Genomic DNA, 12,502 nt, shown 5'->3' with positions numbered 1-12,502 from the left:
AGCTTATGTGCAACGAGTTGCCTATGCAACCAGGTGCATATCGCGTTGCTCGATGTCGCGGTTGCGTGATCTCGCCCGACACCAGTCGGGCACCGTCGCCTGCACGCTCTCGCGAAGCTGCGCAAGCTGCTGATCGACCTCCGCGAGGCGATCTATCCGTGCGTCCCGACTTGCCACGAGCAGGGCTTCGTAGCGGGTTTTGAACCCGCAGTATGCGCTTTGCAGGCGCAGGCATTCGGCCTGATGCGCCTCGCATTTCAGCCCCTTGTGGACCGCCGTGAGAAGGCCGCCGAGCAGTGCTGCGATTCCGGCGACGGTAGTCGTCGACGTTCCGAGCAGATCGCCGAGGATGGCAGCGCCGGCGATCATGGACAGTGTCACGGGCAGCAGGACGGTGATCAAGTTGGTCCGCTTCAGGCGCGCGAGCCAGAATCCGTACGCTCGGCCTTCGCGTTCGCATTCATCGATTCGCGCCTTCACGAACGCAAGAACATCGACCTCGCTCATGTGCCCTCCCGCGTGGACTTGGTCGAACAAGTGTGTCGTCGACCGTCAACGCCGTCGCGAGTAGTGCGCTACGCGGACTTGCTCAACGACCCCCGCGGGTCGGACGCCAGCCGCCCATCCCGAGCATGACCAGCCGTAGCTGCCGCACGGTCCGCTCGACGATCGCTTTCTCCGAGGGTGTGTAGGCATCGAGGTGGGCGTCGGGGCCGCCCGCGGCGATGAACTCGGCGATCGCGTCCTGAACTACCGCGACGAACAGCCCGGCGGTCATGTCCAAGTCGTCGTCGGTCCAGCTGTCCAGCGCGGGCACCCGGGACAGGTCGGTGGCGAGTTCGCGAACGATCAGCCGCAGCTCGGCCGCAATCGCTGTGGTGACCTCGCGCGATCCGCCGTAGCGCTCGCGGAACAGGAAGCGGAACAGTTCCCGCTTGGTGCGGACGTGCGCGAAGAGTACGTCCATCGAGCGTGCCGCGTCACCGGGCACGGGGTTGCGCCGAACTGCGCGCAGTGTCACCCGTAATTCCCTGATTCCCTCGTCGACGAGCGCGAGGCCGAGTTCGTCGACGGTCGCGAAGTGGCGATAGAATGCGGTCGGCACGATGCCGGCCGCGCGGGCAACCTCGCGCAGGCTGACAGCGGCGAATCCGCGGGCGCGGCTCAGTTCGAGCGCCGCGTCGAGAAGGAGCTGTCGCGTCTGCTCCTTGCGCTGCGCGCGTGTCCCGGTCGGTTCTGAGTCGGCAGTATTGGCCCTGGTCACACACGGGAGTCTACAACGGTGTACACCCGTTTTCGGATATCTCTGTAAGCGGCGTCACGCGTTTCTGCTGTTGACAAGCATGTCCTCGCCGATGGCACACTTGAGTCAGTGTACGAACGTGCACTGAAATTGCTTCGACCTCCGGAGCGACCGGATCCGAGGAGCACTACATGACGACGACCATCCCGAAACCACCGCTACCGAGCGGAAGCCGGCTGATGCGGCTCGCTGAGGCCATGGCAACGCCGCACAGCCTCGATCGTTACCTCGAACTGGTGAACCCGATGATGTCGGCCCGCGAACTTCGCGCCGAGGTCACCGAAGTGTGGCGACAGACCGACGACACCGTCACGCTGACCCTGCGGCCGACCCGGCAGTGGCGCGGTTTCACCGCCGGACAGTTCGTCAACGTCGGTGTGGTCGTCGACGGCATCCGCCACACCCGCTGCTACTCGCCGGCCTGTTCGCAGTACCGACGCGACGGGCGGTTCGAGTTGACCGTGAAGGCGCAGGAGGGTGGCGTCGTCTCGCCGTACCTCTTCGGTGCGGCCGAGCCCGGCCTGGTGGTGCACCTGTCGCAGGCGGCGGGGGAGTTCGTTCTCCCCCAGACCCGACCGGACCGCATCCTGCTGATCAGCGGCGGTAGCGGCATCACGCCGGTGCTGTCCATGCTGCGCACGCTGTGCGACGAAAACTACGACGGGACAGTCACTTTCCTGCACTACGCCTACACCGACCGGGACGTGGCCTACGCCGCGGAACTACGTCAACTTGCGGCCGCACATGCGAATGTCGATGTCGTACTCGCCTACACCGACCAGGACAACGGCGGCGATCTACACGGCTTCTTCGGCACCGAGCATCTCGACACCGTGGCGCCGTGGTTCCGTGACGCGCAGACCTACCTGTGCGGACCGCCCGGGTTGATGCGCGCGGTGCGGACCGAGTTCCGCGAGCACGACATCGAGTCCCGGCTGCACACCGAGGAATTCGCACCGGTTGTCGCGATTGCCGACGACGATGCGACCGGCACCGTGCGATTTGTGAGCAGCGGGGTGCAGGCCGAAAACTCCGGTGCCAGCCTGCTCGAGCAAGCCGAGGAAGCCGGGCTTTCGCCGACCTACGGCTGCCGGATGGGGATCTGCTTCTCCTGCACCGCGGTCAAGACTTCCGGCTGCACGCGCAACCTGCGCACCGGCGAGACGGACTCCGATCCCGACCAACCCATTCAGCTCTGTATCTCGGCGCCGGTCGGCGATGTCGAGATCCAGGTCTGACACCCCAAACCACATTTTCCAGCCCAAAACCCAAGGAGCGCGACATGTTCGGTTCGGCTCTCTCGATACTTCCCTTCGTCGGGTCCGGCGGCGACAAGACCGCCGATCCGGCGCCCGTGGTTCTCACCCCCGAGCAGGTCGATGAACTCGGTCGTGAGCTCGACGCACTACGGGACCGCGTGGTCGCGGATCTCGGCGCCGAGGACCGCGAATACATCTATCGGATCATCAAGGCGCAGCGAGGCTTCGAGGTCGCCGGCCGCGGCCTGATGTACCTCGGCTTCCTGCCGCCGTTCTGGCTCGCCGCGGTGGGCGCGTTGTCGGTCTCGAAGATCCTGGACAACATGGAGATCGGGCACAATGTCATGCACGGTCAGTACGACTGGATGCGTGAGCCCGAGCTCAACTCCCGGGAGTTCGAGTGGGACACGGTCTGCCCCGCGGACCAGTGGAAGCACTCGCACAACTACATGCACCACACCTACACGAACATCGTCGGCCGCGACCGCGATATCGGATACGGCGTCCTTCGGATGGACGAAGGACAGAAATGGAATCCCTACTACCTGGGCAACCCGGCGTACGCGTTCCTGCTGATGGTGCTCTTCGAGTGGGGCGTGATGCTGCACGACCTGGAAGCCGAGAATGTCATCCAGGGCAAGCGCAAATGGCACGACGTCAAGCCGCTGCTGCAGGGCTGGTGGCGCAAGGCCGGCCGCCAGGTAGTCAAGGATTACGTGATCTTCCCGGCGCTGACGGGCCCGCTGTTCGTGAGCACGCTGCTCGGCAATGCGAGTGCGAACCTGGTGCGCAACCTGTGGGCGTACTCGATCATCTTCTGCGGACACTTCCCGACTGGCGTGCAGACCTTCACCGAGGAAGAGACCGCGAACGAGACCCGAGGCGAGTGGTACGTGCGCCAGATGCTCGGCTCGGCGAACATCAGCGGCAGTCCGCTGTTCCACATCATGTCGGGCAACCTGTCGCACCAGATCGAGCACCACCTGTACCCGGACATTCCGGCACACCGGTACCCGCAGATCGCGCCCGAGGTGCGCGCGCTGTGCGAGAAGTACGGACTGCCGTACAACACGGGCGGGTTCTTCACGCAGGTCGGCTCGGTGTGGGGCAAGATCTTCAAGCTCGCGCTGCCGCCCGGACTCGTCAAGCCGAGCACCGGACCCGGTGTTATCGTTGCCCGGCGCAACGAAGTAGCAGCTTGAGGGGTGGCCACATGGTCGGCAAATTCGAACGCAACAAGGACATCGTGCAGGAGCTGACGGAGTCGGCGGCGCAGCACGTCGGCTCCATCGCGACCATCATCACCGGCGCGGTCCGTGACATCACCCGCGAGATCGGCGATCTCATCTCCGACGGAATCGAGATGCGCGAGGCGGCGAAACTGGCCCGGGAAGACTCGGGCGAGTGGGAGCAGGCCGACGCGGGCGCGAGCGGTGCGGGCGAGCCGGATACCTCGTCAAAGGATTCTGGGACCACCTCGCGCTGATGCCACGGGTTCACGTCTCCGGCGACCTTGTCGGGCGCGATACGGCAAGCAGGCGCCGGACGCCGTAGCCGATTGCCCCGGCCGCCAACACCGCAGCACCGGCGGCTACCGAGGTTGCCGGAAGCGTGAATGCCAGTGTCCCGCAGCCGATCACGCCGAGAATGGGGATCGCGCGGATCGGCCGGCCCTCGCTCGCAGCGAGCGTCGACGCGGCGACGTTGGCGATGGCGTAGTACACCAGCACTCCCAACGAGGAAAATCCGATCGCTGCTCGGATGTCCGCTGTCGCCGCCACCGCCGCGACGACCACCGCAACGGCGATTTCGGCACGATGCGGCACCCCGAACCGCGGATGCACCGCAGCCAATGCACTCGGCAAGTGTCGGTCCCGTGCCATCGCCAATGTCGTCCGGGACACGCCTAGCACCAGCGCCAGCAGCGAACCGACCGCCGCGACACAGGCGCCGATCCGCACCACGGGTTCGAGGAAGTCGGCCCCGGCTACGGCCACGGCCTCCGACAGTGGCGCGGCCGACTCCGCCAGGCGCTGCGGTCCAAGGACCAGCAGCGCCGCGAGCGCCACGACCGTGTACACGATGAGCGTGATGCCGAGTGCCAGCGGAACGGCGCGCGGAATCGTCCGCGCCGGATCGCGAACCTCTTCGCCGAGCGTGGCGATGCGCGCGTATCCCGCGAACGCGAAGAACAGGAATCCGGCAGCCTGCAGCACACCGCGTGTGGTGATCTCGGGACCGGATTCCAGTCGCGCGATTTGGGCCGTTCCGGAGAAGTATGCGGCTACCACGACAGCAGCCAGCACTGCCAAGGTAATGACCACGATCGCGCGCGTCACCCACGCCGACTTCTGCACTCCCGCATAGTCGACCGCCGCCACCGCGACCACCGCGGCAACCGCCACCGCGTGCGCATGTTCCGGCCACGCGTACGTTCCGACGGTGAGTGCCATCGCCGCGCACGAGGCGGTCTTGCCGACCACGAACGCCCAGCCCGCGAGGTATCCCCAGAAGACGCCCAGTCGTTCGCGCCCGTACACGTACGTCCCACCAGAGGTGGGATAGAGCGCTGCCAGTCGCGCCGACGATGTCGCGTTGCAGTAGGCCACGACCGCCGCCACGCCCAGCGCGATCAACAACCCGGACCCGGCTGCCTGTGCTGCGGGGGCGAGTGCGGTAAAGATTCCGGCGCCGATCATTGCGCCAAGTCCGATCACCACGGCGTCGGTGAGACCGAGCCGCCGACGCAGTCGGGTGCTCCCTTCGGGGGCCGTGCCGGACTGCTCGTCGCTTGCTCCCACTCGCTTTCCCGTCGTCGACCACCGATGACTCACTTTTGGGATACATCAAATCAAATCGATGGAGTATCGGCTGGTCTGTGTGCGTGGATACGGTCGGCCCGATCCCGCGGCGTCGCGCACCATCGGTCCGGTTGTCGGCGATCCACTGGGCTACGGCGCGGGCATTGCGCAGTGACGCGCCGATGCACGCGTCGGACTCGGATGACAGCGCGTGGGCAATCGTCGAGCCGTTCGGCGAGGGGAGGACGAGGCGTTGCAATCCGTCGGCCGCCCGGACCGTCTGCGGCGAGAGGCTGACCGCGCCCGGTTGAGCCGCGCGGCGCCCGACCGCGAGTGTGGCGTTCTGTGCCACGGCGAATTCGGCTGCCGTGCTGTCGTTCCACCGGAAGGGGAGTACCGACACGCCGCGGTCCGCGGCCACCGAGATCGCGGAGGCTCCGGAGAGCTGCCAGGTCGCGGGGTGCAGGCGTGGACGGCTCGGCTCAGGGTGCTGAGTGACCGCTCGAAGTGCGAGAGGGACGGGATCCCGTCGCGGGTCGTCATGAGCGGTTGCGCAGCGTCCTACTCGCAGGCGACTCCATCACCGTCGCGATCGAGCTTGCTGCTGTAACCGGGCGAGCCCGCGTAGATCGGCGCGGCGCCGGCGGCGCGGACGGCCGAGCAGTTCGCGTAGTAGGTCGCAGCGGGTGCAGTCGGAGCGACCGGTGCAGGTGCAGGTGCCGGCGCGGGTGCGGGTGCCGGCGCCGGGGCGGGCGCGGGTACCGGGGCGGGGGCAGGCGCAGGTCGGGTTGTCGGCTCGGGTGCCGGTGCGACCGCGGCGGGAACGGATGCCGTTGCGCCGCAATCGTTCAGCACGCGCGTGATCGCGTCGTGTTCGGCCTGCGTGACCCACAACTGGTAGGCCGCCTTGACGTCAACCTGGCGAGAGACGTAGGTGCAGCGGTAGGCCTTGTTCGGCGGCAGCCATGTCGCGGCGTCGCCGTCGCTCTTCTGCTGGTTGGTGGGACCGTCGGTGGCCTGCAGGTTCAGCGGATCGTTGGCGAGGTCCTGCCGAGTGGCGGCGTCGAGTTGCTGCGCGCCGGTCTGCCAGGCATCGGAGAGTGCGACGACGTGGTCGATCTGCACGTCCGACGACGTGTCGACCCCGCGCGCAAAGGAAATCGTTGCGCCCGTGTAGGGATCGGCCAAGGAGCCGGACAGCACGACGCAGTCGTTCGAACCGGGCTTCACGGTGGTGGCGGCGAGATCGCGGTGCAGGATGTCGTTACGGGTGTCGCAGCCGTTGTGCCCGCCGGCCACCCGGACGTCATCGGTCCAGGACTGCCCGAACTCGTCGCGGCTGTAGCCCGTCTTCGGCGCCCGGCCTTTGATCGGAAGGGTGGCGAGCTTGCCGAGCGTGGCGTTCGCGGCAGCGGGATCGTCGACCGGATCGGAAATCGGCAGCACGACAGGCGCCGCTGCCGGCGGTGTGGTCGAGGTGCTCGTCGCCGCCGAGATGGTGGTCGACGGTGCTGCGGAGGGTGCCTGACCGGTGTTCTCGGTGCTCGCCGAGCAGGATGCGAGTGCAACGGTGAGGACGGACATGCCGACCGTGCAAGCCCAGATGCGGGCGCGCGAAACGGCGGGCGCTGATGACGACGGTGGCATGGAGATTCTCTTCGACGCTTGGATGGGGGAGAGGTGCGAACACCCGCACTCGTATCGATCGGTCCGTCCGGCACGTTACGGCAGTGAACGGTGTGACGAGCGCCGGGCGGCGATGTCTGCCCGCTCAAGCCCAAGTCGGTGGCCTACTGTCTGGCCATGACCGCGAGCGTCGCCGAGTCGTTGTTCTGGATCGTGTTGGCTTCCGTTCTTGCGCCGCTCGTCGCGGGCGCGGTGCCGGACAAACTCGTGCCGGAGGTCGTGTTGCTGCTGGGTGCAGGCATTGCCCTCGGCCCGCACGCACTCGACCTCGCGCAGAGCAGTCCCGAGATCGACGTGCTGCACGAACTCGGCCTCGGTGCGTTGTTTCTACTGGCGGGGTACGAACTCGACCCGAAGGAGCTGAGTGGAAGGGGAGGACGCCGCGCGCTCGTCACCTGGCTGTGCTGCTTGGGTCTCGCGTTCGCAGTGTTGGGACTGCTGGGCTTGGGCACCCAGATCAACGCCGAGATCGCAGTGGCGATCGCCCTCACCTCGACGGCGCTCGGCACCCTGTTGCCGATTCTCAAGGACCGCGGGCTCGTCGATACCGCTCTTGGGCGCACCGTGCTCAACCACGGGGCGTTCGGTGAACTCGGGCCGATCGTCGCGATGGCGCTCCTGCTCGGTGCCCGCGGCCCCGGTGCATCACTCGTCGTGTTGCTACTGTTCGCGGTCGCCGCGATCGTCGCGACCGCCATTCCGCGGCGGTTGCTGCTGCGCGAGGAATCGCGTGTTTTCGGGATAATCCGGATGGGTGTCGACACCACCGCGCAGACCACGGTGCGGCTCACCATGGCACTGCTGATCGGCCTGATCGCGCTCGCTGCCGCGTTCAACCTCGACATCATCCTCGGCGCGTTCGCGGCGGGATTCATCCTGCGGCGCATGTTGCCCGCCGGGGACCGGCAGCTCGAGGCCAAACTCGACGGCCTCGCCTACGGCTTCCTCGTTCCCATCTTCTTCGTCACCTCCGGGATGGGCATCGATATGGCCGAGGTCATCGATGCACCGGGGATTCTCGTGGTGTTCTTCGCACTGCTGCTTCTCGTGCGCGGTGGGACGGTCTTCGCGTCGACTCGGTTCGAGCGGGACGCGGGTGGGCAGCCGCTGTTCGACCTGCGTGAGCGCGGACAGATCGCGCTGTATTCCACCACCGGACTTCCGATCATCGTCGCCGTGACCGGGGTGGCGGTCGAGGCCGGCCAGATGACATCGGCGAACGGCTCCATCCTCGTCACCGCGGGGGCGATCACCGTGCTGCTGATGCCGCTCTCGGCGATGCTGCTCGGGCGAGGACGCGCACCCAGCGTTGCTGGTTGATACCGCCCCGATCACCGGGCGCCGCAGCTAGGCTTCGGGTAGGTCGGGCCGCTTTCATGTGCTGTCGGTTTCCTCGCCACCCGGATGCGAGCAGCGGATGTCGTTCGTCAATCGAGTTCGGGACCTGTTCGATCAGGTCTCCGATCATCTGCCGTGCCGGACCTTGCCAACGGCCGTCGTCTGGTCGGGCGTGACGATCGGTGGACTGATCGCACTGGCCGAGGTTGATCGGATGATCGGCCGAGCGGTTTCGGCGGGCGAAAATTCCACTGTCGCCACCATTGTCGGGCCGGGATCAATCGGCGCGCGGGATCGATGGGACGACTGGACCGAAGCCGTGGGTGCCCCGACAACACCCGATCCGGGGGTGCTGAGCCGTCTCATCGGTTGGCATATCGTCTTCGACGTCATCTTCTTCGTCGGTTATGGCATGCTGCTGTGGCGGCTGATCGACGTCACCTTCGACGCTCATCCGCCCCGGCGGCTCGGTGGATACGTTGCCAAAGCATGCCTTTCGGTACTGCTGCTCGCCGAAGTGGTCGAGGCAGGATTCCTGGCAGCCTGTGCCGCACTCGTGCAACGCGGTGTGGGTGACGTGCTGCCCTGGCCACTCGCGGTCGCGGCGTTGGTCAAGTGGTTGGCGCTGGTCGCGCTCCTCGTCACCGCCGTGCGCGACGAAAGCGTTCGCGTCGCGACCGTGCGAGCGGTGCGCAACTTCGCACGTCCGGTCTGGGTGCAGCGACTTTCACTCGTCGTCGTGGTGCTCCTCGTTGCGCTGACGCTGATCCCACTACCCGGTGCGCTGGACCAGATTCCGGACGCCGCGCGCAGGTGGATCTCCTCCGGCGCCGAGGGATACCTGCACCTGGCGCTGGCCGCGATCGTCTATGTACTGACCGCACTCGGACTGTTTACGGTGGGACGTCGCCGTTGGGATCACGCGGTCCGCCGGTGGGTCGATGGCCGATCGGACCGGCCGGAAGCGGTTGTCTGGCCATGGATCCTCGTGCCCGGCGGCGTCGCAGCCGCCGCGGTCGTGCTGAATCTGACCGGCCATGACGATCTCGTCGACCCGTTCGTGGTGGGCCTGTTCATCGCAATTCCGTGGACCGTCGCCGCTGCCACTCTCGCGGTTCGTCGGACGGCGGAGGGCACCGAACTGCCGACACCGAAAATGCTTGGCAGCATTGGACTTGTCGCGCTGCTCTTCGCAGCAATGCTGGTTATCGTCTGGGGCGACCCGGGGCGGTGGTGGCTGATGATTGCGCCGTTGACGGCCGTCGCCGTCACGGCATTGGCCGCGAACATCATCAAGGCCGCGAGTGGGATGGACTACTCCGCCGACACCGCCCCACCAACCGATCCCGCAATGGCCGAGCGCGTTCGGCGGGTCGGCGACGCCCTTGCGCTGTCCGTGCTGATCGCCGGCGCGGCCGCCTACGTGCGCACCTTTGCCGCGCCGTTCAGCCTCGCTGCCGCGAACGGACGCGGTGAGAACCTGGCATCGACGATTGGGCTGGCGACCGGATGGGCGCTCTTCATCGTGATCGGCCTCCTCGTGATCCCGCTGATGCAGCGATTGGGAGATCGGCTCGACGCGATGCGTACGACGCACACGGTCCGGGTCGACTACATCGTCCTCACCGGCTGCGTTGCAGCCTTGCTGGCCTTTGCCGCGGCACCCAGAATTGCCTCCGGCACTGCGGGCGTCGTCGCTACCGCCATCATCGCGCTGAGCGCATGGACGCTGCTGCTCGGTGTGGTGATCGTGCGGCTGCAAGAGCGACGACCACTCGACGTATTCCGGATGCTCGAGATGGAAGCAACGCCCGTACTGACCCTCGCCGTCGCGCTGGTGGTCGGCGTCAGCCTGTCCGGCGGAGATCCGGATCTGCACCGGATCCGCACGATCGATGACGAAAACGTGGCGGTGCAGCGACATGGCCTCGCCGCGGAGTTCGACGACTGGCTCGTCCGCAGCAGCGGCTGCGACCGCGGCATCGACGGCAGGACCGTGCGCCCGATGGTGCTGATCGCGGCGAGCGGTGGCGGGATCCGCGCTGCGGTGTGGACGGCCGATACGCTTGCGCAGCTGGCGGATACGGGTGAATGTGGCCGGCAAGTAGCCTTGGCCGCCAGCGGCGTCAGCGGTGGCTCGGTCGGACTCGCCATTGTGCGGCAGACGATTCCGGCAAGTTCGACCGGAGAAGAGTCGAATAACTCCAGCGATGTCGTCCGGGCGGCGGCCCGCCGCCTCGCCGGTCCGGATGCGTTGTCGGTCGGGCTCGCGGGAACGTTGATCGGTGATCAGGTCGCGGCGGCGACCGGATTGCGCGCGCAGCTGCACGGCGGCCTCGACACCTGGCGGGATCGGGCCGGCCTGATCGAGGAGGTCTGGGACGACGAGATCCCCGAACTTGCCGATGAATACAGCACTGGGGTCGACGGCCCGACCGGGTTCATCGTGTTCAATTCGACGGCGGCCGAGGTGAAGTGTCGGGTGCTGATCAGCCAAGTCGAATTGGGCCCGGAGCAATCGGGTAAGGGGCCGAACTGTCGGGATGTGGATGGGGCACCGCCGTCCTCGATCGACCTCGCGGACTCCGCGAAGGACTGTTTCCCGAAGATGAGCTGGTCCACCGCCGCCATGCTGTCCGCGCGGTTCCCGTTGGTGACACCGTCGGGTCGCATTGTGCCCGAGCACGCCGAAGGACAGTGCGATGTGCGGTCGCTGCAGATGATCGATGGCGGCTACTCGGACGGCGAGGGTCTGGCGACGATCGCCGACATCGCCCCCGCCCTTGCCGAAGTGGTTCGGGTGCATAATGACGCCGCGCGACAAGAGGGAGGCGTTGTCGTCGTTCCGCTGGTGATCTATCTCAACGACGAGCCGGGCATCGACACCGTGCCGCAACAAGGGAAGGCGGCACCCGAGCTACTTGTTCCGCTGATCGGTTCCGGTGCGAAGTCGCAACTCGTCGCTCGCGAAGCATGGATGCAGCGGATCGGCAATTCCCTTGCTGCCAATACAATCTGCACCGGCGATGCGGGATGCGAACAGGCTGTCGAGACCGTGTGGACGGGCAAGGTTCGGCAGGGCCCGGTGGTGACCGTCGCGCCGCCGGTGGGTCCCAATGTCGAGGTGCCGCTGGGCTGGACGCTCTCGAAGGCGAGCCTCGACCATCTCGAGGGCGCGGTCGGTCCTGCTGGGGAGCCGTGCCGGACCGGCGAGGCCGGGGCCGCGGTCAGTACCGGCATGGTGGAACTCGCCGAATTGCTGTGTCCTCGGTGATCAGATCGTGCGCAGGAACTCCTCGATGGCGTGGGCGATGTCGCCCGGCACCTCGAATGTCGGGAAGTGGCTGTGGGCGGCGAGTCGGCGAACGCGGAACCAGGGATGGTGCTGGGCGTAGGTCTGCTGGGCAGCGAGCAGGGCGTCGTCGGCGGGCTGCGCGTAGAGATGCAGTGTGGGGCAGGGCATGTCCAACTGCTCGAGTGCGGCGGCCGGCGTGCCGTTCGTCGCGAACGCCGTCGCGATTTCACGCCCGGCGCGATTCCAGTGCCGGTACCCGTAGCCGCCCATGTCGGCGACGTATTCGTGCACGGCCGTCGCGTCGACGCTCGTCGTCCACATGTCGAACAATCCCGCACGCACCTGCTGCCAAGACTCTTCGTTCTGCAGACCCGCCAATGCGTCGACGAATCCGGGCGGTGGTCCGAGCACCATCCAGTCGAGCAACACGATCGCCTGGACGCGGTCCGGGCCGAGCCGGCGGCGCAGCTCGATCGCCGGCCAGCCCGCGTGTGACAGGGCAAGGGGCACGACGGTTTCGAGTTCACGCTGCTCGATCAGTGTGATCATGTCGTCCACCACGTCGGTGGCGGTGAAGTCGATGTCGGTGCGGGTGGAGCCACCGTGATCGCGCAGGTCCGCGGTGACGATACGGCGACTGCGGGCCGCGATCGGCAGGAGTGGCTCGAACACGGTTCGGTCGCCGCACCATCCCGGGAGGCAGAGCAGGGCTGGGGCGCCGCTCCCCAGGTCGTCGTGGCCGATTTCGATTGCGGAGGCGGTGGTCATCGGAGCTCCTCGGTTGAATACTGCCCTGTGCAGTATGTGATGAGATCGAGTA

The 12,502-nt window shown here is 66.8% G+C and carries 10 protein-coding genes; 5 read left to right on the top strand and 5 right to left on the bottom strand.

From position 1 onward, the window contains the following. Positions 1 to 21: 21 nt before the first annotated feature. Together OG921_RS06630 and OG921_RS06625 are read right to left on the bottom strand one after the other, a co-directional pair. A complete protein-coding gene (locus OG921_RS06630; protein WP_266111549.1) occupies positions 22 to 507 on the bottom strand; it encodes a hypothetical protein in 486 nt (161 codons plus the stop codon). A gap of 82 nt (positions 508 to 589) precedes the next feature. Then, on the bottom strand, positions 590 to 1,264 hold the full coding sequence (locus OG921_RS06625; RefSeq protein ID WP_266111548.1) for a TetR family transcriptional regulator: 675 nt from the start codon (positions 1,262 to 1,264) through the stop codon (positions 590 to 592). 170 nt (positions 1,265 to 1,434) lie between these two features. Here OG921_RS06625 and OG921_RS06620 point away from each other — a divergent pair, with 170 nt between their 5' ends. From OG921_RS06620 to OG921_RS06610, 3 genes are read left to right on the top strand one after another with little or no spacing between them, the layout of a single operon-like run. Next, positions 1,435 to 2,541 (top strand): ferredoxin reductase, encoded by a 1,107-nt coding sequence (locus tag OG921_RS06620; RefSeq protein ID WP_266111547.1) that lies wholly within the window; start codon positions 1,435 to 1,437, stop codon positions 2,539 to 2,541. Positions 2,542 to 2,585: 44 nt separating this feature from the next. After that, the gene (locus OG921_RS06615) at positions 2,586 to 3,764 is read left to right on the top strand and encodes an acyl-CoA desaturase (protein ID WP_266111546.1); all 1,179 of its coding nucleotides are present in this window, start codon (positions 2,586 to 2,588) and stop codon (positions 3,762 to 3,764) included. Between the two features lie 11 nt (positions 3,765 to 3,775). Then, on the top strand, positions 3,776 to 4,048 hold the full coding sequence (locus OG921_RS06610) for a hypothetical protein (protein ID WP_266111545.1): 273 nt from the start codon (positions 3,776 to 3,778) through the stop codon (positions 4,046 to 4,048). Between the two features lie 10 nt (positions 4,049 to 4,058). Here OG921_RS06610 and OG921_RS06605 read toward each other — a convergent pair whose 3' ends face one another. Then, positions 4,059 to 5,312 carry an APC family permease gene (locus tag OG921_RS06605; protein WP_266111650.1) on the bottom strand — a complete coding sequence of 418 codons (1,254 nt, stop codon included), beginning with the start codon at positions 5,310 to 5,312 and terminating at the stop codon, positions 4,059 to 4,061. A 612-nt stretch (positions 5,313 to 5,924) separates the two neighbouring features. Continuing rightward, positions 5,925 to 6,947 (bottom strand): DUF1524 domain-containing protein, encoded by a 1,023-nt coding sequence (locus OG921_RS06600; protein ID WP_266111544.1) that lies wholly within the window; start codon positions 6,945 to 6,947, stop codon positions 5,925 to 5,927. A gap of 219 nt (positions 6,948 to 7,166) precedes the next feature. Between OG921_RS06600 and OG921_RS06595 the strand changes: the two genes are divergently transcribed. Then, complete coding sequence (locus tag OG921_RS06595; RefSeq protein ID WP_266111543.1) at positions 7,167 to 8,369, top strand: cation:proton antiporter; 1,203 nt, start codon at positions 7,167 to 7,169, stop codon at positions 8,367 to 8,369. Between the two features lie 97 nt (positions 8,370 to 8,466). Then, positions 8,467 to 11,661, top strand: coding sequence for a hypothetical protein (locus OG921_RS06590; RefSeq protein ID WP_266111542.1), 3,195 nt, complete (start codon positions 8,467 to 8,469; stop codon positions 11,659 to 11,661). Here the strand turns inward: OG921_RS06590 and OG921_RS06585 are convergent, their stop codons facing one another. Further along, positions 11,662 to 12,450 (bottom strand): alpha/beta fold hydrolase, encoded by a 789-nt coding sequence (locus OG921_RS06585; RefSeq protein WP_266111541.1) that lies wholly within the window; start codon positions 12,448 to 12,450, stop codon positions 11,662 to 11,664. Between the last annotated feature and the right edge of the window lie 52 nt (positions 12,451 to 12,502).

This window comes from Aldersonia sp. NBC_00410 (assembly GCF_026342035.1).
Lineage (GTDB): Bacteria > Actinomycetota > Actinomycetes > Mycobacteriales > Mycobacteriaceae > Aldersonia.
The sequence above is the reverse complement of the archived record's forward strand: the minus strand, read 5'-3'. Positions and strand labels throughout refer to the sequence as shown.

Bases quoted from the DNA above. Each gene is read 5' to 3' on its own strand.
- OG921_RS06630 (WP_266111549.1), bottom strand. From the start codon at position 507: ATGAGCGAGGTCGATGTTCTTGCGTTCGTGAAGGCGCGAATCGATGAA.
- OG921_RS06620 (WP_266111547.1), top strand. From the start codon at position 1,435: ATGACGACGACCATCCCGAAACCACCGCTACCGAGCGGAAGCCGGCTG.
- OG921_RS06615 (WP_266111546.1), top strand. From the start codon at position 2,586: ATGTTCGGTTCGGCTCTCTCGATACTTCCCTTCGTCGGGTCCGGCGGC.
- OG921_RS06610 (WP_266111545.1), top strand. From the start codon at position 3,776: ATGGTCGGCAAATTCGAACGCAACAAGGACATCGTGCAGGAGCTGACG.
- OG921_RS06600 (WP_266111544.1), bottom strand. From the start codon at position 6,947: ATGTCCGTCCTCACCGTTGCACTCGCATCCTGCTCGGCGAGCACCGAG.
- OG921_RS06595 (WP_266111543.1), top strand. From the start codon at position 7,167: ATGACCGCGAGCGTCGCCGAGTCGTTGTTCTGGATCGTGTTGGCTTCC.
- OG921_RS06590 (WP_266111542.1), top strand. From the start codon at position 8,467: ATGTCGTTCGTCAATCGAGTTCGGGACCTGTTCGATCAGGTCTCCGAT.
- OG921_RS06585 (WP_266111541.1), bottom strand. From the start codon at position 12,450: ATGACCACCGCCTCCGCAATCGAAATCGGCCACGACGACCTGGGGAGC.